Annotated in this window: 19 protein-coding genes and 1 pseudogene; 12 read left to right on the forward strand and 8 right to left on the reverse strand. The window is 44.4% G+C overall.

The window, feature by feature from the left end; translation table 11 throughout:
• The first annotated feature begins 346 nt into the window (after positions 1-346).
• The 5 genes from yihG (at position 347) to minE (ending at position 5,096) form a co-directional block, all read left to right on the forward strand.
• Positions 347-1,318 (forward strand): 1-acylglycerol-3-phosphate O-acyltransferase, YihG family, encoded by a 972-nt coding sequence (yihG, locus tag AAEY83_RS01315; RefSeq protein ID WP_025644756.1) that lies wholly within the window; start codon positions 347-349, stop codon positions 1,316-1,318.
• Between the two features lie 110 nt (positions 1,319-1,428).
• Positions 1,429-2,484 (forward strand): hypothetical protein, encoded by a 1,056-nt coding sequence (locus tag AAEY83_RS01320; protein ID WP_025644758.1) that lies wholly within the window; start codon positions 1,429-1,431, stop codon positions 2,482-2,484.
• Positions 2,485-2,774: 290 nt separating this feature from the next.
• Positions 2,775-3,605, forward strand: a complete 831-nt coding sequence (gene minC, locus AAEY83_RS01325; RefSeq protein WP_025644760.1) for a septum site-determining protein MinC — start codon at positions 2,775-2,777, stop codon at positions 3,603-3,605.
• Between the two features lie 385 nt (positions 3,606-3,990).
• Complete coding sequence (gene minD, locus AAEY83_RS01330; RefSeq protein WP_025644762.1) at positions 3,991-4,803, forward strand: septum site-determining protein MinD; 813 nt, start codon at positions 3,991-3,993, stop codon at positions 4,801-4,803.
• A 2-nt stretch (positions 4,804-4,805) separates the two neighbouring features.
• Entirely contained in the window at positions 4,806-5,096 is a 291-nt protein-coding gene (minE, locus tag AAEY83_RS01335) for a cell division topological specificity factor MinE (protein ID WP_025644764.1), read from the forward strand.
• Between the two features lie 206 nt (positions 5,097-5,302).
• On the opposite strand, the gene AAEY83_RS01340 is transcribed toward minE, so the two are convergent.
• The 6 genes and pseudogenes from AAEY83_RS01340 to pilG form a co-directional block, all read right to left on the reverse strand.
• Positions 5,303-5,839 (reverse strand): hypothetical protein, encoded by a 537-nt coding sequence (locus AAEY83_RS01340; protein ID WP_025644766.1) that lies wholly within the window; start codon positions 5,837-5,839, stop codon positions 5,303-5,305.
• A gap of 141 nt (positions 5,840-5,980) precedes the next feature.
• Entirely contained in the window at positions 5,981-11,848 is a 5,868-nt protein-coding gene (locus AAEY83_RS01345) for an Hpt domain-containing protein (protein WP_025644768.1), read from the reverse strand.
• A gap of 209 nt (positions 11,849-12,057) precedes the next feature.
• Positions 12,058-13,107: pseudogene (locus tag AAEY83_RS01350) on the reverse strand (methyl-accepting chemotaxis protein); the annotation flags it as partial.
• 513 nt (positions 13,108-13,620) lie between these two features.
• Positions 13,621-14,151 (reverse strand): chemotaxis protein CheW, encoded by a 531-nt coding sequence (locus tag AAEY83_RS01355; RefSeq protein ID WP_025644772.1) that lies wholly within the window; start codon positions 14,149-14,151, stop codon positions 13,621-13,623.
• Positions 14,152-14,154: 3 nt separating this feature from the next.
• A complete protein-coding gene (locus tag AAEY83_RS01360) occupies positions 14,155-14,517 on the reverse strand; it encodes a response regulator (RefSeq protein ID WP_025644774.1) in 363 nt (120 codons plus the stop codon).
• 90 nt (positions 14,518-14,607) lie between these two features.
• Entirely contained in the window at positions 14,608-14,985 is a 378-nt protein-coding gene (gene pilG, locus AAEY83_RS01365; protein ID WP_025644776.1) for a twitching motility response regulator PilG, read from the reverse strand.
• Positions 14,986-15,405: 420 nt separating this feature from the next.
• Here pilG and AAEY83_RS01370 point away from each other — a divergent pair, with 420 nt between their 5' ends.
• The 7 genes from AAEY83_RS01370 (at position 15,406) to AAEY83_RS01400 (ending at position 24,427) form a co-directional block, all read left to right on the forward strand.
• Entirely contained in the window at positions 15,406-16,791 is a 1,386-nt protein-coding gene (locus tag AAEY83_RS01370) for an efflux RND transporter periplasmic adaptor subunit (protein WP_025644778.1), read from the forward strand.
• A 440-nt stretch (positions 16,792-17,231) separates the two neighbouring features.
• On the forward strand, positions 17,232-17,951 hold the full coding sequence (locus AAEY83_RS01375; protein WP_025644780.1) for a response regulator transcription factor: 720 nt from the start codon (positions 17,232-17,234) through the stop codon (positions 17,949-17,951).
• A gap of 80 nt (positions 17,952-18,031) precedes the next feature.
• On the forward strand, positions 18,032-20,161 hold the full coding sequence (locus AAEY83_RS01380) for an ATP-binding protein (protein WP_025644781.1): 2,130 nt from the start codon (positions 18,032-18,034) through the stop codon (positions 20,159-20,161).
• 192 nt (positions 20,162-20,353) lie between these two features.
• Positions 20,354-21,124 (forward strand): methionine ABC transporter ATP-binding protein, encoded by a 771-nt coding sequence (locus AAEY83_RS01385; protein WP_025644783.1) that lies wholly within the window; start codon positions 20,354-20,356, stop codon positions 21,122-21,124.
• A 30-nt stretch (positions 21,125-21,154) separates the two neighbouring features.
• Positions 21,155-21,841 (forward strand): methionine ABC transporter permease, encoded by a 687-nt coding sequence (locus AAEY83_RS01390; protein ID WP_025644785.1) that lies wholly within the window; start codon positions 21,155-21,157, stop codon positions 21,839-21,841.
• A 319-nt stretch (positions 21,842-22,160) separates the two neighbouring features.
• Positions 22,161-23,114 (forward strand): MetQ/NlpA family ABC transporter substrate-binding protein, encoded by a 954-nt coding sequence (locus AAEY83_RS01395; RefSeq protein WP_025644787.1) that lies wholly within the window; start codon positions 22,161-22,163, stop codon positions 23,112-23,114.
• A 464-nt stretch (positions 23,115-23,578) separates the two neighbouring features.
• On the forward strand, positions 23,579-24,427 hold the full coding sequence (locus AAEY83_RS01400; RefSeq protein ID WP_025644789.1) for an aldo/keto reductase: 849 nt from the start codon (positions 23,579-23,581) through the stop codon (positions 24,425-24,427).
• A gap of 139 nt (positions 24,428-24,566) precedes the next feature.
• On the opposite strand, the gene ccmE is transcribed toward AAEY83_RS01400, so the two are convergent.
• On the reverse strand, positions 24,567-25,067 hold the full coding sequence (ccmE, locus tag AAEY83_RS01405) for a cytochrome c maturation protein CcmE (protein ID WP_025644791.1): 501 nt from the start codon (positions 25,065-25,067) through the stop codon (positions 24,567-24,569).
• Positions 25,068-25,423: 356 nt separating this feature from the next.
• Complete coding sequence (gene ccmD / locus AAEY83_RS01410) at positions 25,424-25,639, reverse strand: heme exporter protein CcmD (RefSeq protein ID WP_025644793.1); 216 nt, start codon at positions 25,637-25,639, stop codon at positions 25,424-25,426.
• Positions 25,640-25,720 lie beyond the last annotated feature (81 nt).

Consider the following 25,720-nt stretch of genomic DNA (forward strand, 5'->3'; position numbering starts at 1 on the left):
TAACGACGACTAGAACACAGCTTTGATAAACTAGTAGCTATCAGCAGTGCGCATTTGTGAATGTTCAACACGCCCTATATAAACCGAGTTTCATTGAGTGGTCTAGTAGAATTATCTTCGTTTAGTTACTCTTGAATGATTAATGTAGCTAATATTAGTGCTAGCTGAGTTAATGAGACGATCGTTTCAGTATTATTATTTACGTTTACACTCGTACACTTAACTAAAAAACTGCTAAAATCGATGCTATTTTCAGTCGTTATCATTTGGTTTTAGTTATCATTATTCGCTAGATTTTGGTGATGACCACTCGGTAGGCGCTCCGTGATATCAGTAAGGATACTTTATGAAACTCGCCACATTTATGCAAAAACTCCATCAGCGTACACCAAAGCTTGGCAAAGCGGTTTCTTTGACCACTGCTACGGGCGTGATTACTGGTACTAGTATGGCAGCAGGCTTGCCAGTATGGTTGATGGGTGCGGCCAAAGTCATTACCGGCTCAAAAATAGCTGATAAAACGGTCATTAATGTGACCAATCGCTGGATTCATAGTAATAATGCGCTGATAGATAATATTTTACCTAATAAGGATTGGCGTATCAGCCTGCCTGAAGATATCAGCTCTGAGGGTAAGTATCTACTGATTAGCAATCATCAATCGTGGGTCGATACCAGTATTGTGCAGTACATTAGTGAAAACCGTTTGCCACTGACGCGCTTTTTTACCAAGTTTGAGCTTATCTACATCCCAGTTATTGGCCAGGCTTTTTATTTTTTGGACTTCCCGATGATGCGCCGCCATTCCAAAGAAGCCATTGCAAAAAACCCAGCACTCAAGGGTAAAGACATCGAAGAGGCCAAGCGTGCCTGCGCATTGTTAAAAAACAAACCCTTCACCCTACTCAATTATATCGAAGGTACCCGCTTTACTCCGGCGAAGCGCGATGCACAAAACGCCCCTTATACGCATCTGCTCAAACCGCGTGCAGGAGGGCTAGCGCTGGCTATCAATGCTTTAGGAGATGAGATTGATGGGATTTTGGATATGACTATTGTCTATCCCGATGGCATACCGACTTATAGTGATTTATGGAAAGGAAATATCAAGCGCTTAGGCGTGGAGGTACGCTACATTGACATACCCAAACAACTACTGATCGATATGCAAAGCAATGATTATCAAACCAATACTGCAATAAAAGAGCAGTTTTTTGCTTGGGTTGACAAGGCTTGGCAAGCAAAAGATCAGCGTATCACTGAGATGCTGGCTGATTTTGAAAAAAACTCTGAAAATGATACTGTGTCTGCCGCTTAAACTCAGCTAAACTCTTAACTTATGCTTTGTCTTGATTCGACTTCATATGATAGTACTCAGCTCAAACCACGCAAATTTTATACATCTACAACTTAACAAAAGGGATAACTGTGTCCGCACCTTATAGCGCTGCCAAGCCAACTATAGACCCAAAGCTATCCCCAGAGCATCCAAAGCCCAATCGCTTCAAGCTGACTTACGATATCATCATGATTATCGTCATCAGTATCGATCTGTTTTTGATTAGTCTTGATGCTATCTTGATGAGTAGCTTTAGTGGTAATGTCGCAGGGTGGCTGTCACTCACTGAAGCGCTGAGCTGGTACAGAGAAGTACTGCACGAGCCCCTGCGTACTCTAGGTGGTTTTTTTACGCTTTTTTTGATCTTTGAGCTGCTGGTGCGCTGGGCGATTGCTATCAAAGAAAACGTCTATTATCGTTGGTTTTTCTTCCCCTTTGTGCACTGGTATGAAGTGCTTGGTTGCTTCCCGCAATTGCGGGCGCTACGGCTGTTTCGAGTCGTGATTATCGGTCGTCGTCTCTATCAGCTTGGCTATCAAGTATTGCCTCAGCCTTGGTTGAATAGAATTAAATTTTATATCGACCTAGTACTAGAAGAGTTATCAGATCGAGTAATACTTACCGCTATCGATAACTATCGGCAACAGCTTACTAATCCGGTGACTCAAAAATCACTTATCAAATCAAGCTTAGGCGACAATCGTGATGACATTGAGGCCGTATTACTCGATTTGCTACGCTCTGAGCTAGTACCGCAGCTGCGCAAAATTAACAACTCATCCACGGGTGAGGATATTATCGCTCAAGAGTTGGGTCATGCTATCCAAGACGGCATTGCTAATACGCCTGAGCTGCATCGCTTGCTACGCTTGATTCCTATCGCAGGCGGTCTTATTGAGTCGCAACTGCAAAGCATCGCGCACAATATCGGCGTCAACACAGCGACTTCACTCAATGCACGGCTGCTTGATGACAAAAACTTAGACCCTCTTATGATAGCCATTGCTAAAGGAGTGGCACAGCTTGATATCGACCACCCTGCTCTAAATACCCTGATCGCAAAGATTATCAGTGACAGCTTAATTGCTTTTGAGGCGAAAGTAAAAATACAGCAATGGAAACATCAAGATATGCTAAGATTTTGATTGGTGCTTTTTTATTCATACCTTTCTTAATAACTTTATTATTACTTTTTTGAACAATGCTTTAAATAATAGTTTTTTTGTAGACATGAACGCTTTTATCAAAAGAAGAATAGGGTCTGTTAAAGCTGCTAATTTTTATGCCTAAAGGCTTGTTAATCTCTAGTCACCCTTAGTACACTGTCAGCTTATTATCATTGATAGTAAATGTCTGATAATCATCATAAACATCGTTTTATTCTGTTACTCTTACTCTGTAGTGTTTCAAGCTTAGTCTTTTAAGGATTTATATAATGACCATGACGGATACTGACCGCCAAACTGCTACTCCTGCTATGACTTTGTATGGCAAGATGCTAACGTTTTCGCGCTTACAACTGCATACTAACGACTTGAGCTTGATTGATGCACAACTGGCGACCACCCTTAGTAATAAGACCAGCAATATACCTGTCATTATTGATAGTAGCGTCGAGCAAGACTTGCCAGCTTTGGTTGAATTTCTGTGGTCATGGGGGCTACAGCCTATTGGCGCAGTCACTGGTATACTCGAAGAGCAAGCGCGCACGCAGCGTCTGGCTATTTTTCCTGCTGATGGCAAGCGTATTGAACGGATTTTACCTGTCAAAAAACCCATCACGCAGCCGGCAGCCGATAGCAGCGCTCAAGCTACTGACACCCCCAATAATAGCGCTAGCAATGCCGCAGATGCGTTAACGACTGACTCTCAAGCTAGTAGCGCTTCGGCAGCGACAGACTCCGAGTCTTGGCTACCTGCTGAACATATCACCAGTATGATTTATGATCAAATGCTACGCTCAGGTCAAAGCCTAAATCACGTTGGCGGCGACTTAATCTTGACCAATAGTATCAACAGCGGCGCCGAAGCGATTACGGATAATAGCTTGCACGTGTACGGCCGTGCCCAAGGGCGACTGGTGGCAGGTGCAACAGGCGACAAAGATGCTCGTATATTCTGCCAAGTATTCAATCCTTCGTTAGTTTCAGTCGCCGGTACTTATTGTCTACGCGACAACATACCGCAAGATATCATCGACAAATCAGTGCAAGTGCGTTTTGTAGAAGGTGAAGGCTTAGTATTTACGGTTATGGATGGTGCCTAATTCTTACTGTAGTCAATGTTTAGAAGAGAATGTTGACTCATAAGAAATATAACGGTAGTTTACCGTAACAAAACTACGCTATCATAGCTTTGATAATTCGCCATTATAGATAGATATTTTTATACGATATTGGTAAACATTGAATTAATATAGCTTAAAGGACAATAGCGGTAGCAACTGTAACTCTCTACCGATTTATGTTAGGGTTATGAGCGCAAACTGTAAATAAACCTTAAGCTTGAAAGCTTGCTGATGGTTCTGATAAATAAATATAAGTATTTAGCGAATTAAACCAGCATTTGACGAATTAAAACTTATTCAATAGCGATATCATTAGGGTCTAAAAGGGACTCTAGTTTTCATTCATTCATAGGAGTGTGCCACTGTGGCAAAGATTGTTGTAATCACTTCAGGCAAAGGCGGCGTCGGTAAAACCACGACTAGTGCCTCTTTTTCCGCCGGTTTAGCATTACGTGGCTATAAGACAGTGGTCATTGATTTCGATGTTGGCCTGCGTAACTTAGACTTAATCATGGGCTGTGAGAACCGTATTGTCTATGACTTCGTTGATGTCATTAACGGTAACGCCCGCTTGTCGCAGGCTTTAGTCAAAGACAAGCAGCTTGAGAACTTATATATATTGCCTGCTAGTCAGACCCGTGATAAAGATGCGCTTACTGATGAAGGCGTCGCTGAGGTTATGGCTGAGCTGTCCAAGCAGTTTGACTATATTATCTGTGACTCTCCTGCCGGTATCGAGCGCGGCGCCCAGCTAGCTATGTACCACGCTGATGAAGCTATCATCGTCACTAACCCTGAAATCTCATCTGTACGTGACTCTGATCGCATCATTGGTATATTGCAAAGTCGCACTAAGAAAATTGAAGAGAATCAAGGAAGCGTGCGCGAGCATCTGGTCATCAGTCGCTATAACGCTGAGCGCGCGGCGGCTAATGAGATGATGGACATTGACACTATCTCAAATGACATTCTAAAAGTGCCTTTGCTTGGCGTCATCCCTGAGAGTCATTCTGTACTTGAAGCCTCTAACCATGGTGAGCCGGTGATTCACTACACCGATTCGGTAGCCGGTCAATGTTATGATGATATTGTTGCGCGCTTCTTAGGAGAAGAGCGACCATTACGTCATATCGATGTGAAGAAAAAGAGTCTATTACAGCGCTGGTTTGGGGGTTAAGGATGAGTAAAAAGAAAGGATTTTGGAGCAGTTTATTTGGCACAGATGACAACCGCAGTGGCGGCAGTGCCAACATGGCAACCGAACGATTAAAAGTCATCGTTGCTAGTGAAAACCGCTTAAATAGTCGGCTGACTACAGACCGTATCGAAAAAATGAAACGTGAGATACTAGAAGTGGTCAATAAATACGTTAACGGCGTTCAGATCGATGATGTCAATATCAATCATCGCTCCGAAGATAGTCTCGATGTATTAGAGATGAATATTAATCTGCCTGAGCATAAGCGCTAATCTGGTTAGCTTGTACTATTATAAGCTTCCTAACTATAAGCGTTCTGTAAGTTAAGCGCTCTATAGATATTAGTAGCCCTAAAAAAAACCCCTAAATACTAAGCTCTAAGTATTTAGGGGTTTTTAGCGTTTTCTTCTCATCGACTTTTAGGCTTGTTACCCTTACGCTAAATTGACTAAATAAAATAAGTAATAGATTTAAAAGCTTATTGGCTAAGCGTGACGAGCTGATGCGCAATCTTGTCTAAATCTGGTACGATATAAGGCGTCTCTTCAATGACAATTGCTTGATACAAGTAAGAGGGGATTGACTCTTCGCTTACCTTATCATCATTTGCGCTTTTAGCTGTGGTGCTCTGTTTTATATACTCTTTAGGTAACTCGCTATCTTGAACCTCAGAGATACTGACTTCAATGCGGCGCAGCTCACCTTTAGTGAATAAAGCTAAGCGCTCCTCGGCCGTATTACCTTCCAATATCACCACTCTATCTGGCGCTTGCTCTGTCGCTAACAAACGAAATACCGCGACTGACTGCTGTTGCCAAGTATAAGTTGTAACAGACTCCTCGTTTTCAGCTACATCGCTATAATCCTGATTATAGTCTAGGCTATCTAGTATCAGTGAGCTTGGTACGATCCAGTCTGGTTGATTCACCGCTGGGATAATAGTCGCTTCAAGCATGCCGTTTGCGGCAGTCAATAGACTAACGGCTTCAAAGGAATGTTTCTTTATCTGACTCATACATCACTCACAGTAGATATAAAGGTTACTTAATAAGCAACTCAAGCCTTTGATAGCTCAAAAGCTTAACAAAGGCTTTAGTTTTCTTTGATTGTCATTACTAATTTTCAGTCGTTAATGCTGCAGATATAAGCTTTATGCTTATGCCTGTTGCTTGTCATCGATTTTTATATTTAGCAATGTTTGAATTTTTTCTAGTAGCTCGCTTTCTTGGAAAGGCTTACCCATATAATCATTGACGCCAGTCTTGAACGCACGCGTACGATGCTTATCCCCAGTACGCGAGGTAATCATGATAATCGGAATCTGCTGCAAACGCTGGTTATTACGGACTTGGGTCGCAACCTCAAAACCATCCATACGCGGCATCTCGATATCGAGCAATATTAGATCAGGCGTTGATTGTTGTAAGATCTCCATAGCATCGACTCCGTCTTTGGCGACTACGGCGTTTAGACCTTGACGCTCTAAGAAGCGAGAGGTTACCTTACGTACCGTCACGGAGTCATCGACTACTAAGATGGTTGGTTTGCGCTCTGCCGCTTCAAGATCAGCTTTTGGCTTAGCAGCTTGAGGCGCAGTCACCGTCTTAATGGTCGACTGACGTAATAGTGCAATGATATCTAATATCAGCATCACTGAGCCATCGCCCATAATAGTAGCGGCTGAGATACCATCTAAATGCGACAGCTGTTGGCCCATAGGCTTAACTACCACCTCGATACGGGAGCCTGCAATCTGATCGACTTGTAACGCTAAATTCTGACCTGAGCTATTTTTTACGATGATAACCGGTAGGCTTGTATTGGTGTTCATCATCAGCTCATTGAACTGACTACCCAATATTAGCTCATTGAGATAACGGACGCGGTAGTCTTTATCTTCAATCTGCATGGTTTCTTTGTTGGAATGATAATAGTCGTATAGCGCTTCTGGGTTAACCCGGACTACCCTCTCGATTTGAATCAGTGGAATAGCGTAATAATGATCCGCTGCTCGGACGACCAAGGCGTCAGAGACGGCTACTGTCAATGGTATGCGCATAGTGAAGCGTGTACCCACGCCGGTCTTGGAGCTGACAGAGACGGCTCCGCCTAACTGGCGAATTTCGCTTGCGACCACATCCATGCCGACCCCGCGGCCAGAGATTTGGGTGACTTGCTTTGAGGTCGTTACCCCAGCGTTAAAGACGTACTGCATGATCTCAACATCAGTATATTGATACTCGCTTGGGTTAATCAGGCCCTCTAAGACTGCTTTTTCGCGAACTTCATTGACGTCGATACCGCGGCCGTCATCGGTGAGATGAATGACCACTTCGCTACCTTCGCGTAAAACCTCTAAGGTAATATGGCCACTACGATCTTTACCTGTTGCTAGGCGCTCTTGTGAACTCTCAATCCCATGATCCACAGCGTTACGCAGCATGTGCTCCAAAGGCGAAGTAATGCGCTCTAGAATGGTTCTATCTAGCTCGTCATCTGCGGTAATAATCGTTAGATCTACCGACTTATTTAGCTCGTTTGCGGTTTGCCTGACGATAAGCTCTAAGCGCGGTTTGAGACGTAAGAACGGTACCATCCGCGAGTTCATTAGACCGTCTTGCAGCTCAGTTTGGGTACGAGATAGTTGCAGCAGCAAGTTTTCGTTATCTCGGGTTTTTTCGAGCAGTGTATTATTAATATCGATTAAATCTGAGGCGGACTCCGACAATGATTTTGATAACTGATTGAGTGAGGAGTACTGATCCATCTCTAGCGGGTCAAAATCCTCAGTCTGAATTAACTCTTCATCAATTTGCGATAGAATCTGTGCCTCAAGCTCAATCTCCATACGGCGTAGCTGATCAGCAAGACGCTGAACCGTAGAGCTCATCTCGCCGATACTGCCTGTCAGGCTGCTCATACCCATATCGATACGAGCGCGGTTGATGGCCGACTCCCCTGATAGGTTAATCATGTGCTCAACTAAGCTACCAGAGATTCGGATCATCTCATCACTGCTATCCATACTGCGCTCAGGCTCAGCGAAACTACCAGACATAGCCGGCATCTGACGGATATCTATGTCGCCGCGTATCGCGCTCTGTTTGTCTTGCACAGCCAATATCGCGCTAATCTCAGTCTGTAATGACTCAGCAGGTATATGCCTAGAGGACAGCGTGTCTTTGCTAAAGTCTTGCAACGCGCTAATCAGCGCCGTCGGCATAGCAGGATTAATATGATGTTTGAGGACAAATACCGCATCTTTTAGCCAATCATGACAGCTGATTAATAGCTCAGAGATAATTTTGGTCGCTGGACGACGCCCAATCGCTAACGATTCATAGACGCTTTCCATCTGATGGGCAAGATCAGCGATACCATTGGCCGCTACCATACGCGCGCCACCTTTGACGGTGTGCAAGTCGCGCTGCAGCGTCTGTACGGCTGCCACATCACTGGTATTGTTTAAAAATAATTGTAGATACTTTTGGCCATTTTCGACCAGCTCTTCTGCTTCTTCTAAGAAAACCTCCAAAATATCTGTATCGGGCAAGCCGTTTGACCAAGAGTTGGCTATCAACGCCTCTAAGCTAATAGTCTCAGCAGCATCGGTTGGCTCTATATGATCCTCGCTATCAGCTGTTGCCGTCTGCGCAGGATTCTTGAGAATTGGTAATTTTAGCGTAACGGTTTGCGGTAGTTCGCCTTGCTGCTCAAATTCATCTAGCTGCTCGATGAGATCACGCGTCCAAAACGACTGCTGATAACGCGCGACGTATTCAAGCTGCATTGACAAGGTATCTTGTATCATTTGCATGACACTGACCCATTGCAGCGTCGCTGTTACTTTTTCATTAGTAAAGGCTTCATAGATGCTTTCTGCAGCGTGAGTCAGATCACCAATACTACGAATACCCGCCATCCGTGCCCCACCTTTAATGGTATGCAAATGACGCTGCAATATTTTTAGCGTGCTGATATCAGCGACATCTTGACGCCACTGATTGAAAGTTTGGGCAATCGCGCTATCGAGCTCTTGCGCCTCTTCTAAGAAGATCTCTAACAGCTCGACATCGGTATTGACGGCCTCTAACTGTAACTCCTCTACTGAGATACTTTCGACAACAGGCTGCCCATCCATAGCCCCGCTTGCTACTGATAATAGCGCTTTACTCTCAGCGTCACTCTTGCTAGTAACGGCAAGCTCGCCGGCATGATGCTGACGGTGACTGCTTATAGCGGCTTGCAAATCATCGAGTATAGACTGATTCACTTTGAACGACATACGGCCCGCAAGCGAGTCAAATAAAGCCACCAAATGAGTATGCGCGGCCAATAATGCAGCTTGAATATGGCTATCATCACTCGCTTGCGGCGCATCAGTTAGATAGTGATAACTGTCAGCTAGCGCGGTTAGTATCGCTGTGAACTTCGGCGACTTGGCAGTACTATTTGCTAAGCGCGAGATCTGCTGTGCTATTTGCTCGATATAAGCCTTAAGCGGCTCTATACTGAGCTCATTGAACGCCTCTGATAACTGCCATTCTGCATCTAACAAAGTATCGATATCTAATGCTAATAGCTGCTCTATACTGAGCTCATTATCAGTTTGCGTGTTTGGTTCCTCCGAGCTATCTAGCATTGCTTGTAGCGACTCAACATCTTGCTTGCTTTGGCTAGTCGCTGTCGAAGAATGCTGCTGGATATTTCCTTCATAAGCATCGAGATAGCCTTTGATAAGCGCGACCGACTGTGCTAACGCTTCTATATGTTGAGCGCTAAGCGGGGTATCGTGCTTTTGCAAGTGTTCTAAGTTTTTTTCAATCGTTGCACTCACATCACTGATAGCGGCCAGCGCATTAGAACCCGATGCAGCGCGCAGGGTATGAAAAGCCCTGACAATCTCTTCACTCACTTGTACGGGCGGCTGATGCTGATGGGTACTAATAAAGTCATCAATTTGCTGTAATAATTCTTTGGCTTCTTCTACAAATATATCAAGGATTTCACGCTCCTCGCCGCTTTGCGGTGCTATAACGATAGGTTTTTCGGTCATCATATCGCTGATAGAGTGGATGTTTTTTAACATCGTCTCAGCGCTACTGACTGCATCAACAGCTGGCTTATCCTGTATACTCTCATCGTATATATCACTCACAACTATAGTACTATCTACCGGCGCAAGCTCATCAGTAGCCGTATTGTCTGTAGCTGTAGCACTCGTTGCCGACACGTCTTTAGCAGCTAGCGCACTATAACTAAACTCATCGCCCAACTGCTGACTATAAGCGTTTGCAGCAGCGACCCATAGGGGCACCATAGCTGGATAGTCCTGCTTGCCTTCCGCAAAGGTGTTAACAATCTCAGGATAAGCGGCTAAAACATCAGCCACCAACTGCTTCATATCGTCCGATGGCGTCAGACTCTTATCAAGCCATCGATTAAGCATAGACTCTAATGCCCAAGCAAGCTCAGCACTGTAGTTAGCACCTACCATACGGCCTGAGCCTTTTAGAGTATGAAAGCCGCGTCTAACATCAGTTAAGCTCGCGACATTTGTATCATCTAGCTGCCAATTGTCATAAAGCGGCACGATCTCTTCTAAGACCTCATAAGCCTCTTCTATGAATATCTCTTTGATGTCGGGGTCAGCGTCATCAGCGTCTGCAGGCATCTGCTTTGTTTGTTCGACAAAAGGAGCAAGTACAGCCGGTATCTGCGGCGCGGCGATATTATCAGACTCAGTGGTTACTGGTGGCTGAGCTTGCAATGGCAGCTGTGTTTCAGAAACGGACGCCTCTGTCACATTAGCTTCATCCCTCTCATCTTGTACTTCCATACCGTGAGATAACGGCAAGCCGGCAAGTAAGTTATGGCTTTGCAAAATAATCAAAGCAGGGTCGAATTGTGGCGGCTGAGCGGCGCTAAAGTTGGCAATCAAAGTCGGTAGCTCCTCTACCGCTTGTGCCACTAAGCTTACGACCTCATCGTTCACTGGCAAAGACTGGTCTAGTAGATGAATCAGTATATTTTCGATAGCATACGCTATCTCACTGATGCTAAAAGCGCCAATCATCCGCCCTGAGCCTTTGAGGGTATAAAAGTTATGATGTATCGCCTTTAATGGCGTCAAGTTATGGATATCTTGTTGCCAAACAGGCAATAAGCTCGTTAACTCTGCCAAACTCTCTGTGGCTTCCTCGATAAAGATCTGACGGATCTCTTCGTTCATATCAAAGACATCAGGCTGCACTTGCGCTTTCGCCGCTTGCCAAGCTGTCAAGGCGGCCGCATTATTGTCATCAAAGCGGGTTTTGTCAGCATCAACAAAGCTAGCATTTTTATCGTTATGCATCATTGTCATTTGCACGGACAACTTTTCAATCAGCGCGCGCGATGTGCCATCTAATGTAGCAAGCGTGCTCATATTAATATAAACCGTCACCAGCAGCTTATCGAGTAGATGAATAAAAGAGCGTTGGTCTAACTCTCTTACTGTTTTAGCGTCTATTTCTTGCTGAGTAGCAGTCTGCTGATAGCTCGTCTCAAGCAGCTGATCTAACCCTGATAATAAGAGCACGTAATCTTGTGGTAGAGGTTCTTGGTTATGCGCTAAATTCCGAAGCCAAAGCTCCGCTAAGTACCATAAGCGCTGCTGTTTACTAGCGCTCTCTTGAGATAGATCAACGCCTTGCCATAAGTAATGACAAGCTTTTGCAAGGGCTGTCAAGGATGCAGGATCGTTGCTGTTGGTATTTAATAGCTGCTGCACTCGCTGCCGCCATCCAGTCAATAACTGCTGATACTGCTTTGGCTTTAGAGGTTTTGTTGGCGAGTATTTAGGAGGATAGTCAGGCTCATTCGCCTTAGTCAGCAAAGAGCCAATCGACTTATAAAATTGGGTTATCTGCTCAGCAGTAGCATCCGTGCTGCTCTGCCAGCCATCAGACAGCTGTGATAATTGCTCTTTTGACAAAGGCAGCAATGATCCTAGCGCCGCGATATCATTAGGCTGGTTTTTCATAAGGTGGCCCCAAATCGTTTATATTGCGAGTCTTATCCAGTATTGACTGACTGACAGCGAAGCGGCCACAAAGACTCGTTGTCAGACTATAACTATAATGGCCAAAGCCGTTATAAAAATAGCGCGATGACGATAAGCTGTGGCTCATCTTCTACCTTCAGTAGTGGTCTAGATACCAAATGCCTGTATTGCCCTTTAAGGTCAAGGCACTAGACAATCTCTTCGACATCCTCAAAATGCTCTTCATCATTAGAGACTTTGAAACCAGTCACTGACTCTTGCAAGGCGGCTGCCATCTCATTTAGCTCACCGACTGAGCGCGCGGTTGCCATCGTACCTGAAGAGGTTTGTGAGGTAATGCCTTGAATAATCGTCATGGTATTAGAGATCTGACCGGCAGATGCGGCCTGCTGCTGTGCAGTGTTTGAGATACTCTCAATTAGATCGGCCAAAGTATTCGATACCTGTTGCACCTCTTCTAGGGCCTCACCTGCATCTTTGGCTAAGCGAGCACCGCGGACGACCTCAGAGGTCGTTGACTCCATTGAAGTCACCGCTTCACTGGTATCGGCCTGGATGGTATTTACCAAAGTTTTGATCTGTTTGGTGGCGTTGGCTGAGCGCTCTGCTAGACGCTGTACTTCATCAGCAACGACCGCGAAGCCTCGACCAGCCTCCCCTGCCATCGATGCCTGAATAGCGGCGTTCAATGCCAGAACGTTAGTTTGATCAGCAATATCGTTAATCAAGCTAACGATATCCCCAATCTCTTGCGAGGACTCACCTAGACGCTTAATACGCTTAGAGGTTTCTTGAATCTGATCACGAATGACGTTCATACCTTCTATCGAACGCTGAACGACCTCTGCACCATTATGAGCAATCGCAACCGAGCGCTGGGCAACATTCGCCGACTCAGTAGCGTTGTTAGAAACTTGGTCAATTGAGATGGTCATCTCGTTAATCGCTTTAGAGACACTGGCAATCTCTTGCGTTTGGTTTTCAGAAGCCTCCACCAACTCGACGGCGTTAACCTGAGTTTGTTCGGTAGAGTTTGTGACTCGGTCCGCCGTCTCATTAATAACCAATACCAGCTCACGTAACTGCTCGATGGCAAAGTTAACAGAGTCAGCAATCGCCCCTGTAAAATCCTCTGATACCGTAGCATTCACTGTAAGGTCACCATCTGCCAAGTCGGCGAGCTCATCAAGTAAGCGCAAAATAGCCAGCTGGTTACGCTCGTTTTCTTCTTGAATCTGACTTGAGCGTTCTGATTCGACGTTGGCCTCTTGGCGACGACGCAGCGTTTCTTGCTCAATCAATAAGCGCTCATTGGCACTTCGTTCTTTAAGCAGCCGTGACAAAGCGTAAGCTGCCCCGATTAGCGCGACTATAAAGATAATAGCAGGCAAAGATATCAGCTGATTAAAATCAGTCACATATTGGCTGATTGAGGCCAGTGAGCTGACAAGCCATATCAAACAGGCCACACTCACTAAAGCAAAAACGGCTAATACAACTCTCCACTTGCTTGCAGCTTCTTTTACAGCTGGTGTTTGGTTACTGGCACCAGTATTAGGACTTTTTATAACATCACTCATCGTGCTTATTCCTTTCAAACCGTGGTCTAAGTTATATCATGACTGAATTGACTCATTGTGCGTGCTGAATCCACTCTTTGCTCTATTTATCTCGCTGTTAATATTTAATATAACGAGCGTACTCCAAAAACGATAGCCGCAAGCTTTAACGGTTAAAACTTGCAACCACACTTATATGGCGGCATCTATATAGCGCTTATCTTGCGCCAGTAAGCTTGGCATAAAAACAAACCAATCTTTTTCATCTTTGTGAAACTTACCATGATTATAAGGTGCAAAAGCTGAATCACTAGGCAGAGCTTCTGGCCGGTATTGATCTTGGGTGAACTGCTCAATGCCTAAGACTTTATCGACAATGAGACCGGAGAATACCGTATGATGATCGATGACCAATACCTTTCTTGAGCTGTCTTGAGCTGAGCTGCTTGGTGTCTGTAAGAACTTTGCCAAATCTGTCAGTGGTAACAATCGTCCACGTACATTGGCAATACCGAGTAGCCAAGGCTGAACTAACGGCATGCTAGTGTATTCAGGCATCGTCAGTATCTCCGCCACCTCACCTAGAGGCGCCACCAAACGCTGACCACTACTCTCAAACACCACCCCGCGCCAGTCATAGTCTTTTCTACCCTGACGACCGCTGCTGCGCGAATTAGCCAAATCAGCCAGACGCAATAGCTCAATAAACCCTCTAGAAGCCACAACTTACTCCATAACTTTACGAATAATGCGCATAAGCTCAAGCTCGTTGATAGGCTTGGTCAGATACTCGGTTGCGCCTTGACGCTTACCCCATACTCTGTCTGTTTCTTGACTTTTGGTGCTGATAATGACTACTGGTATATGCTTGGTCGTACGATCGCGAGTGATTTTACGAGTGGCCTGAAAACCATTCATCTCAGGCATGACGACATCCATCAAAATCACATCTGGTACATGCTCGGTAGCCATCTGATAGCCTTCGATACCATTAGTAGCCTCTATAACTTGAAAGTTATTTTTAGCCAATATATCGCGAAATTTTGCCATCTCAGACGGCGAGTCATCAATGACTAAAACAGTGGTCATGATTGCTTCCTTTGTAATGAGTATCCGTAGGATCTGTTATAAAAATTTGCCAAAATGAGTGGGAGTATAATCTATAAAACCCAAAAGCAATTAGCGATAATGACTGATAGCTTCAAATAGCTCATCTTTACTAAATGGCTTCGTCAAATACTCATCAGAGCCAACGATACGCCCGCGAGCTTTGTCAAATAAGCCATCTTTAGACGACAGCATAATGACGGGCTTATCAGCATAATTAGGGTTGTTCTTTATCAAAGCACAAGTCTGATAACCATCTAAACGCGGCATCATAATATCAACAAAGATAATATCTGGATTGTTATCTACAATTTTTGCTAACGCATCAAAGCCATCAATAGCGGTAATCACCTCGCAGCCTGCTTTTTTTAGCAAGGTCTCTGCGGTACGACGCATGGTTTTTGAGTCATCAATCACCATGACGGTTAGCCCTTCAAAATTACTGTCCATCATTACTATCCTATAAACTTTAAAATTACTATCTATAGCTTAGACTCTAGTTATAGCTAAGATGCTATAAAGGGTACTATAAATAGCTGATATTTTGCCTTATTATGCTGCTATTATTATCTACTTTGTTATTTTTTTTATAATTAGAGTCATATCAACTGTATAACATTCATACATTTATCCAAAACCAACTGTTGTAATATGACGGCAACCTAACTGTATTACTATAAGTGTGTAAGATAAGTTACCTATATAAGACGAAAGTTATCATTATTTTAATAATATACTAAACAAAGTATTAACAATACAAGATTGAATTGCAATTAATAAAACCGCCCAAGTCACTTTTTAGACACTTTAGCCTAAAATATGGCTCTATATTCCTTTTAACTTAGCTATTTGCTGTCAACGGTGACTGATATGATACGTTTTTCTTATCACAAAAATACTGCTTTATTTATCAGTATATTGCTAATGACAGCCTGTCAGCCGCCCGAAGATACGAGTCAATCGGCGATCGCGCAAAGTGAGCCGATGAGCGAGGACGCAAACTTATCTTTTATAGTCAATGACGATACCGTTACCTTATCTGCTGATAGTATTTTAAACCTTAAGTCCTCTCGTTATCAGCCAAGCCTTGGCCTACAAGGCGAGATAGAACCTATTAAACAATCAAAGTTTGTCACTGCCAAAGCAGTCACTGTACAACAGGTGCTGGTTCAACAAGGTCAATGGGTAGAAGAAGGTACGCCCCTATTTATCTTGGCGCTACAGGATATCGATGACAATAACATTGCTGGCAGCGCTGGATCACTGCCTCGTAATAACGAAGCTAAGAAGCAAGCTGACGATAGTGTAAATGCAGATAAGAAGCTAAGCGACAATATAAATGACAGTATCATTGCAAATACCACTGAAAACATTACTGACTCGTCGGGCGACAAAGCAACAAGTCGCGGTAACACTGATGGCCAACCAGCGCAGAAACCTGCTGTAAAAGAACCTAAAACTAAGCTTGCTGACACTGCTCAATCGCCAAACGTTGAGTCAAACCTTGGATTAAGTAACGAGACTGCTAGCGAACAAGGCGCGAAGCAAGCCAACCCGCAATCTGCCCCTACCCCTGCTACAGAAAGAGAAAAACAACCAGAGTCGCAGCCGAGCACACAAACAACAGCACAAAACGCTGCTATTATCGTTCGGGCCAGTTTTGCTGGACGAGTGACGACGCTGCCGGTAGCTAGTGGCGATAAGCTTGCAGCTGGTACGCTGCTGTTATCTTTAGCAGATGACACTCATTTGCAGTTTATTGCAACCCTGCCTATTCAAGCTGAACCACAGCTTTCTGTCGGTCAGAACGTCAATTTCAGTACTCAAAGCCATCCTAGAAAATATACCGGCCAAATCAGTAAGCTGAGCGTTGGCGATAACCCAAATAAACTAAAAGTTCATGTACAAGTATTAAAGAACGATGCCAGCCGCGAAGGTAGTCTTAAGGCAGGTATGATTGCTACAGGCCGCGTTAATTATGGTCAAATAGCGGTAGGTACTATCGTCCCTGAGCTCGCTATACACGATGCTGATCTGAGCGCTTTAAAACGGCCTCCTTATCAGCCCATAACACCGCTTACTGCAAACGTTTGGATCGTCAAGCAGGATCAGCGCTTGACTCGCCAGCCTGTCGAGATCATCGAATACAATCCAGACACAGAACAGTACCTGATTGCTGGGGTTAACAATGATAGCTTGATTTGTTTAGCCGATTTACCAGTGGAATCTGCAGGTAAAAAAGTGGTTATCTCTTAACGTTACCAATGCAGATTTTTTTGATCTTGCAGCTTTCAGTGACAGATCTGTCACTGATTGAAGCCGCTTCGTTGACGCCGTTTTGACTCCTTAATGCTTTAGTAAAGCTGCAGTTTTAAATAGACAGTTACATTGTGTAGAAATATTAACAAAGCGCGTCTTGTTTGCTCAGGTGCTTTTTTGGCAAACTGATGATTGGATATGAAGCTTAGGTAAAAACACTAAGTGCAAAACCTTAGGTATAAAATATCAGTTTCAAAATATTAGCCATTAAAGGTTAAGCGTAAAGCGTTGTCTTTAATAATAGCGCTGAATCAAAAGGTACGAAAGAGCTGACTATAAATAATAATGACGTAGCCCTTATAAAAGAGTACTTATTAAAATGATGGCAATATCTATATTAAGCATCTATCACTGAGAGTATTTTTAGGAGATGAACCATGAGTAAGCAAATTTTATTGATTGAAGATGATCCAGATTTGGCTGAGCTTATTAGCGACTATCTAACAATGAACTATTACGATGTCCATCATGCCGGTCTTGGTCAAGAAGGGTTAGATATTTTAGACACCAAAGAGCGCGATATTGATTTGGTTGTGCTTGATCTTATGCTGCCGGACATGGATGGTATGCAAGTCTGTCAAAGAATCCGCAGTAATAGTAATATCACCAATAAGGTGCCTATTATCATGCTTACTGCCAAAGGAGATACGACTGACCGCGTCTTAGGACTTGAGATGGGTGCTGATGATTATATCGCTAAGCCATTTGAGCCACGTGAGCTGTTGGCTCGTATTCGTGCAGTGATTCGTCGCCATGAGCAACCAAACCAAGCAGATAGTCAATCAGACAGCTTAACCTTTGGCCGTTTGAGCGTCTTTCCTGATAGCCATGAAGTCACTATCGACGATCAGCCGGTACGCTTGACGACGCATCAGTTTCAACTATTGCATTATTTTGCCACTCATTCAGGCAAAGTATTGAACCGCGAGCAGCTCTGGCAAGCGATGCCTAACGATGATAGCTCAGACAATATTGACCGCGCCATTGATGTACATATCTCGCGTCTGCGAGCGTTAATCGAAGACAACCCGCGTCAGCCAAAACGCATCATTACGGTACGCGGCGTTGGTTATCAATTTGCCACTGATCAGGTATGATATGCTTAGTATACGTATGCCTAGTATGCCAATAGCTATACACTTAGGATACATACTTGCCTGATAGTAGAGACTCTTTAATGCAGCAGCTCGGTTTTCGTTCTGTTTTTGCCAAGTTATTTGCCAGTGTCATGCTGGCACTTACCTTATTTGCAGTCGCTATGGTGCTGTTGACGCAGCTGGTGTACGATAAAGATGCAGGCATCCGCTCAGAAGTCTTAGCGACACAAATTCTTGGGCAGATAGATCCTTTTTTGAACGATTTGAATGTCGCTGTCAGCAAAGATAATCGCCTGCAAGCTCGCTTTATGCTAGCGGTGGTCAAAAAAAGCTTCGATATCTTTGATGAGTCCCTGCAAGCGAAGATGGGCTTATATGACAACGACGGTCATCTACTGATGCAGACGGACAATAGCGATCTGCCCTTGCTGCTACCTGAAGAACCCTCTTTGATGACTCGTGTTTTTCCCTCCTTTGCCGATACTCCGCCCAACCAGCAAGCGCAAGTCTACAGTAGCACAGGCTATACCCTATTATATGAGTCGCGCTTACCACCCAAAAAACCCGTACTTTCTGCCGTCCTTAACCTCTTTACTGGTACACTGCTGCTGCTAATGATTATGGCGGGCGTTCTTTGGTGGATTGCCCGGACCATGACTTGGCGAATCAATCAGTTAAGCCAGCAAATGATTCAATTGGGTGACGGCGACTTTAGCGTTCGGGTCAATGCTCGCGGCAATGATGAGATTGCTTCACTCGCGCATGGCTTCAATCAAGCGGCGCAAAAGATTGAGCATCTTATCAATGCTAATAACTTACTCTTAGCTCACGCTTCGCATGAGCTGCGCACCCCTATTACCCGTATCCGTTTGCAGATCGAGATGATGGATATGCTAGCAAGCGCGATGCCAAATGACATCAAAACCAAATTTGATAAACGCGCGCAAGCTATCAATCGCGACCTATCAGGTCTTAATGATTTGGTGGAGAGTATCTTATTAGTCAGCCGCTTGGACGCCGGTCATGTGCTGCAGCAAGTTGAGCGTCTAGATCTGTATGATTTAATCAATCAGGAGCGCCAGCACTATTCTGAAGCTACGCTAATTGGTGAACACTTAATTATCGATGGTCAATCGGCGATGCTGACTCACCTGATCCGTAACTTACTTAATAATGCGATGCTCCACGGCGTGCCTCCTGTTACCGTGTTTTTATATGGCGTGCAGCAGATCGAAGAGGCAGGCAACGTACCTGACTATCTGCTGCAATCGGTACTCAATAGTAGCTTTGCTGATTATGATAGCTTGGACGACAAGGATTATGAGACGTTAGATAACTCCAATCAGCCCCTAGGTAATGAGCTTGATCGTTTTATGAGCTCGCCTGTTGACGACCATACTTTTAGTAACTCGGCAGAGAAAGATACGCCTGCACCTCTGCCACCTATTTATCGTAATGGTGAGAGTATCGGCATTAATCCTATCAATGATGAGCTGTCTATAGACCATAACGGCGGCGCTGACATAGCCACTAACGAGGCAACAGACGCTTTGACACAAAGTCTCAAACAAACATCAGTATCAGCGCACTCGTCTATTATCGATAGCGTTTATCTCTCTTGCTCCGCGCAGATCACAGCTGAGCAGATAGATCATATGCAAAATGCAACTTGGCAAGCCGCCTCTAAGACACTTTTAGCTAATGGTGAGACCAGTGTCAAGAAAGGTGTCAGTCAACCTATGCCGCTTAGCCATGATTCTACTGAATTAGTTGCTAACGATAGCGCACTAAGAATAGCGGATGATAACGATAAGGCAGACGTAAAAACAGATACTGATGAGCGTAAGAGCGAGACAACGACCACTCCAAAAAAAGAAGGCTTATTCAAAAAACACCTCAAAAAAGCCAAAGCAGAGCCTGTGCGCCCTGCACCTAAATATGCCGTTCTCGCGGTGATTGATGAGGGCTCGGGTATCCCTGAAGATAAGCGCGAAGAGATTTTCAGCCCTTTTGTACGTTTGCAGCAAAAGAAGAAAGGCTCAGGCTTAGGGCTATCGCTAGTCTCACAAATCGTTAACGCGCATCAAGGCCGTATTTTGACAGATACTATCAACGGGCACACTCGTTTTTTGGTGGTGATACCGGTCAAGCATGATCCGCATTATAGCTATAAAGACAGTCAAAGCGTACAGCTTAACATCAAGCGCTGATCATAAGAGGTTATGAGCCTGGCAGCACTTGCCGCGGCTTGTCGTCCCCTTGCATGATTCCTCGTATTTGTACTGCACGATTGACAATTGCCTGTGCCATATCACTCAATATTATGCTATATTACCGCCCCTTATTCTATCGTTAACGCTAGTCCTTATTTACTTTATTCTCTATCAAATTTTGAGCATTCCATGAGTGACATGATCGTCCTAAATGATGTGACCAAAAGCTTTATGAGCGACCGCTCCATAAAAGGGGCCGATGGTAAGGCACATTGGTTTACTGCTGTGAAGCCGACCTCTTTGACGGTCAAACAAGGTGAGATCTTCGGTCTCATGGGCTATTCTGGCGCGGGCAAATCAACCCTACTACGCCTAATCAATATGCTAGAGCGTCCCGATAATGGACAGGTCATCATTGATGGTACGGATTTGACCACTTTAACGGCGAGCGATTTACGTATCGCTCGTCATAACATTGGGATGATCTTTCAGCAGTTTAATCTAATGTCGAATCGTACGGTCTTTGACAATGTGGCATTTAATCTAACAGTATCAGGGTATCCTAGTCGTGATATTCACAAACGCGTCATGGAGTGCTTAGCCATTGTCGATCTCACCGACCGCGCCAGTCATTACCCTGCGCAGCTCTCAGGCGGCCAAAAGCAGCGTGTCGGTATCGCCCGCGCGATTGCTCCGAGCCCTAAAGTATTGCTTGCTGATGAGCCTACCAGTGCACTCGACCCTGCTACTACCCGCAGCTTACTCACCTGCCTGCGTGATATTAATCAGCAGCTTGGGGTGACTATTGTCATTGTCACTCACGAGATGAGCGTCATTCGTAGATTGTGCGATCGTGCCGCTCTCCTGCACGAAGGACAGCTACTTGAAGTTGCTCAAGTCCGAGACGGTCTGATTCAAGCCACCACTCCGATAGGCCAAGGCTTAGTCCACGAAGATTAGCGATAACCTAATAAAGCAAGAGAAATAGATATGTTGACTGGTGCTGAATTATCCGCCTCGATTGATAAGTTACTGGCTCTAAAAAAAGAGATCTGGCAGGCAACCCTTGATACTTTTATTATGCTTGGTATCTCTACCACCGCGGCGGTGACTATCGGTGGACTCTTCGGCGTATTTTTATTTTTATCGAGTGACCGGCAGTTTTTACAAAACAAAGCATTATACGGAGTGCTCGGCGGCGTCACGAACTTTATGCGCGCTTTTCCGTTCGTAATTTTGATGATTGCGATGAGCCCTGTTACCAAAGCTATTGTCGGTACCGGTATCGGTCCGATTGCCGCTTCCTTGGTACTAGCTATCGCCGGCTCCTTTTATTTTGCGCGCTTGGTAGAACAAAACCTGCGCGAAGTCCCGCGCGGAATCATTGAAGCCACCGAATCTATGGGCGCTCGGCCCTTTACCATCATCAAAGTGCTCCTTAATGAGGCACGCTCAGGTATCGTATTATCAGTGACTATTTTGTGTATCAGCCTCCTCTCCTTTTCTGCAGCGGCTGGTATGATTGGCGGCGGCGGCTTGGGCGACTTAGCCATTCGTTACGGTTACTATCGCTATCAGACCGAAGTCATGGTGTTTATCGTCATCATGCTCTCTGTCATGGTCATCTCAATTCAAGCCTTTGGTAATTGGCTGGCGACGCGTTTAGATAAGCGCTAGTCTTAGCCTTTTTTGTCAAAGCACTATGATCAACGTTTATGGCCAACGCTAGTGCTAATAAGACGTTGATAAAAAGGAGTTATCGACTCTCACTGCTGAGCACAAGCTTATGAATAATACGCCACCTTTGATGCAGATTACTCATAAGCAAAACGCTTGACTTTATAAGGTACTAAAGTTACTTTTGTGCTCTTTTTATGCACAGGTTATTTAGCAGCATTGCTTGATTGTGAATACCCAACAGACTCTATTCTAATCATTTTTTTAATGACTGATGGACAAGCCGTGACCCCTAATGCATTTTTATTAAGGATAATTTATGAAATTAACAGATATCAGCCGCCAATTAGCGCTTGGACTTGCCACTGTCGGCGTCTCAGGCCTTGTATTAGTCGGCTGTAATAACTCCTCAGCGCCAGAAGCGACCAAAGAAGCGCCAACTAACGAGACTGCAGCGGCGACCGATATCGATCCTGAGCACAGCAAAATCACCATTGGTACCACCGAAGGCGACTTCGCTGACATGGTACGTAACCAAGTTAAAGGCTCACTTGAAGCGCAAGGCTATGAGGTTGAGCTCATTACCTTTACCGACTATGTCCGTCCGAACTTAGCCTTGGCTGATGGCGACTTAGATATCAATATCTTTCAGCATAAGCCTTATCTCGATACCTTTAAGACTGAAAACGACCTAGATTTGATCGAAGTCTTTCAGGTGCCAACCGCGCCGCTAGGAATTTATTCGGGTAAAAAGAGTGACCTACAAGACGCTTATAAGGGTATGAGCGTCTCAGCGCCAAACGATCCAAGTAACTTCGCTCGTGCGCTAGTGATGATGGATGATCTGGGCTGGATTACCCTAAAAGACAATATCGATCCGCTAACCGCAGCCAAAACAGATATCGCTGATAATAGCAAATACGATATCAATATCGTTGAATTAGAAGCGGCGCAGCTGCCACGCGCGCGCGATGAAGTGGACTTTGCCGTTATCAATGGCAACTATGCAACCGATGCTGGTATCGAGCTGACTGAAGCGTTATTCCAAGAGCCAAGCTTTAACTATGTCAACTGGTCAGCGATTAAGTCAGCTGACGCTGATAAAAAGTGGGTGAAAGATGTCACGAATGCTTATAACTCTGAAGCTTTCAAAGCGTACGCGCATGACTCTTTCCCAGGCTATAAATATCCAAAGATCTGGGATGCTAATGGCAACGAAGTGACCGCGACTGCTGGTACGGCGTCTGCTACTGGTAAAGTTGCTGCTGAGTAAGTTAAGCATTTTATTTTGGAATGACTACCGTTCAATTGCTTTAAGAGTATCGTAGCGCTACTTGAATGAATTTGACGCAGCATCAAAAAATAGCAGCACGCAGGTAAAATTTGCATCAGTAGCACATTCATATGTAAACAATTTTGTTTCAAGCAGATAACATGAGCAGCGCTCACTACTCTAGTAGTGGGCGTTTTTTTGATGCCTAGCTCTTGATTCATTTTCCGGTAAATCGCGGTTTATATGATCTCAAAATTTATATGTACAAATATAAAACCCTTTTACGAGTAAGGATTTGTAAATACAAAGACTCATTATTATCTATGTCGCTATGCCAATTCGGTTCTAGACTTTAAGAGACGTTACAAGCTGTTCGTACTTTGTAGAAAAGCGTCAGCTGCCCTTTCGCTTAGAGTCGCTTTTTTTTATAGTGGATAAACATTTTTGGCAACAAGGATAATAATATGAGCACAAAAAACTATACTATTCGCACGGCAGGACAAGCTAACATTCCAGTATTAGGACTAGGGACTTGGCAATCTACAGGTAACGACTGTGTTGAAGTCGTCAGCAAAGCGCTGCAGATGGGCTATGAGCACATAGACACGGCGCAAGCTTACGGTAATGAAAAGCAGGTCGGTGAAGGTATCAAGCAATCAGGCGTGGCTCGTGATAAGTTCTTTTTGACCACTAAGATCTTCCCAGATGATATGAAGTTTGAACCTGAGAAGCTAAAAGCCGCCGCCGAGCAATCGCTAAAAGATTTAGATACGGATTATGTAGATTTGCTGCTATTGCACTGGCCAGATGACCGTGTGCCTTTATCTGAGACCATTCCTGCACTGTGCGAGCTACAAAAACAAGGTCTGACTCGTCATATTGGCGTCTCTAACTTTAATATTGCCAACATAGTAGAGGCAAAAAAACACGCTGATGTGCCAATCGTCGTCAATCAAGTTGAGTTTCATCCGTTTATTAAGCAAGACAGCTTGCAGACCTTTTTGAATAATCATCATATTTTGTTAGAAGCTTACTCGCCCCTAGCGCGCGGTGATGTGTTCGATAATGAAGTGATTCAAAAAATCGCTGATAACCATAATGCCACGCCAGCGCAAGTCTCATTGGCTTGGATACTCTCAGATAAAGATCGCGTCGCTATTCCTAAGACCTCTAACCCTGAGCATCTGCAAGGTAACTTAGACGCCACTAAGATCGAGCTCAGTGCTGATGAGTTAGAGCAGATCGGCAAGTTGGCCCGTAGCGATGGCCGTAAAATCGAGCATCCTGACTACTCACCACAATGGGACGACTGATTTTAGAGGCTTTTTTCAATAGACTAATTACTCTTGAAAATAAAACCCTTGAACGCAAAAAAGCCACCGATATAAGTATTGGTGGCTTTCTTATTGCAGCGAACTGAGCTTTTAATATCTAAGTTTTTAATAGCCGTTTTTACTGCTGTAACGTTTCCGTTTTATGGATAGGCTCAGCAGGATTGTACTGCTCAGAGGCAGGAGCCAGACCCTTACGATTATTTTCTTTTAAAGACTCCGCCACCTCAACAGGCATATAATTTTCATCGTGCTTAGCCAAGACCTCACCGGCGACAAAGGTTTCGCCTTGCATTTTGCCCGTAGCGACAACGCCTGAATTTTCAGCGAATAAGTCTGGCAAGATACCTTGATAAGTGACCGGAACCGTCTCTGCAAAATCCGTGATAGCGAACTGCACACTTAAAGGGTCATCAGGAGCACGTTGTACGCTACCGGCGACGACCATACCACCTGCGCGAATACGCTTATTTTGCGGCGCTTCACCTTGAGCAATCGCAGTCGGATCAAAATAATAATCTGTTTGCTGTCCGATAGCATAGATGACGAGCACCACAGCGATAGCCGCACCTGCTAGCGTAAACATAACCCACATAAGCTTTTTACGTCGAACGGCGTTCATATCTTACCTCTTTTATAAAATAGCTATTTTGCGCAGTAAATCTTACTGTAGTCTATTCACTATAAAAATGTCATAGCGCTGCTGGGATGAATTTTAAGCAGCATCGAAAGATAACAGCACGCAAGTAAAATTTATACCAGTAGTAGCGCGTTCAAATTTATAACAACTTTATTTTGAGCTAACTATAGTAGCTTTATAACGTTTATATGGTAGCGTAGCTGGTACAAATCAATAAAACCGATAAAACCTGAGTAAACTGCTGCGGTCAAACCTAATCATTGGGAAACTACTGTCACTAAAGGGACTATACAGTCCTAAGGAATTCTGAGAAGTATTAAGAAGCGCTGGCAGACATTTTATTTGGTCGCAGCGCTAGGCGGCTTACTAGAATGGCGCTGCGCCTGACGCGCTTGTTGAATAGTTAACTGTTTTAGTAGCGTCTTTCTTTGCGCGCGGCTATAGAAAATAAAAGCCAAAACTAGGCCAACAGTAATCGCCCAGCAAGACCAAACAAAAACGCCATGCTCACCCATAGCAAAAAACTCCGAGAGGCTATAAAAGTAAGGCTGCATTTGTTCTCCTAATGTACTTTCAAGGTACTTTAAAACGTAAACTACAATAGCGCGATGCTAAAACACTCAGAACATTTTGAT

Source organism: Psychrobacter sp. TB20-MNA-CIBAN-0197 (genome assembly GCF_040309765.1).
GTDB classification, from domain to species: Bacteria; Pseudomonadota; Gammaproteobacteria; order Pseudomonadales; family Moraxellaceae; genus Psychrobacter; species Psychrobacter submarinus.

What these genes read in the sequence shown, in the direction of transcription:
- AAEY83_RS01370 (WP_025644778.1), top strand. Translation starts at nt 15,406, where the DNA reads ATGATACGTTTTTCTTATCACAAAAATACTGCTTTATTTATCAGTATA.
- minE (WP_025644764.1), top strand. Translation starts at nt 4,806, where the DNA reads ATGAGTAAAAAGAAAGGATTTTGGAGCAGTTTATTTGGCACAGATGAC.
- AAEY83_RS01395 (WP_025644787.1), top strand. Translation starts at nt 22,161, where the DNA reads ATGAAATTAACAGATATCAGCCGCCAATTAGCGCTTGGACTTGCCACT.
- AAEY83_RS01360 (WP_025644774.1), bottom strand. Translation starts at nt 14,517, where the DNA reads ATGACCACTGTTTTAGTCATTGATGACTCGCCGTCTGAGATGGCAAAA.
- AAEY83_RS01385 (WP_025644783.1), top strand. Translation starts at nt 20,354, where the DNA reads ATGAGTGACATGATCGTCCTAAATGATGTGACCAAAAGCTTTATGAGC.
- AAEY83_RS01400 (WP_025644789.1), top strand. Translation starts at nt 23,579, where the DNA reads ATGAGCACAAAAAACTATACTATTCGCACGGCAGGACAAGCTAACATT.
- pilG (WP_025644776.1), bottom strand. Translation starts at nt 14,985, where the DNA reads ATGGACAGTAATTTTGAAGGGCTAACCGTCATGGTGATTGATGACTCA.
- ccmD (WP_025644793.1), bottom strand. Translation starts at nt 25,639, where the DNA reads ATGCAGCCTTACTTTTATAGCCTCTCGGAGTTTTTTGCTATGGGTGAG.
- yihG (WP_025644756.1), top strand. Translation starts at nt 347, where the DNA reads ATGAAACTCGCCACATTTATGCAAAAACTCCATCAGCGTACACCAAAG.
- AAEY83_RS01380 (WP_025644781.1), top strand. Translation starts at nt 18,032, where the DNA reads ATGCAGCAGCTCGGTTTTCGTTCTGTTTTTGCCAAGTTATTTGCCAGT.
- AAEY83_RS01375 (WP_025644780.1), top strand. Translation starts at nt 17,232, where the DNA reads ATGAGTAAGCAAATTTTATTGATTGAAGATGATCCAGATTTGGCTGAG.
- ccmE (WP_025644791.1), bottom strand. Translation starts at nt 25,067, where the DNA reads ATGAACGCCGTTCGACGTAAAAAGCTTATGTGGGTTATGTTTACGCTA.
- AAEY83_RS01390 (WP_025644785.1), top strand. Translation starts at nt 21,155, where the DNA reads ATGTTGACTGGTGCTGAATTATCCGCCTCGATTGATAAGTTACTGGCT.
- minC (WP_025644760.1), top strand. Translation starts at nt 2,775, where the DNA reads ATGACCATGACGGATACTGACCGCCAAACTGCTACTCCTGCTATGACT.
- AAEY83_RS01345 (WP_025644768.1), bottom strand. Translation starts at nt 11,848, where the DNA reads ATGAAAAACCAGCCTAATGATATCGCGGCGCTAGGATCATTGCTGCCT.
- AAEY83_RS01340 (WP_025644766.1), bottom strand. Translation starts at nt 5,839, where the DNA reads ATGAGTCAGATAAAGAAACATTCCTTTGAAGCCGTTAGTCTATTGACT.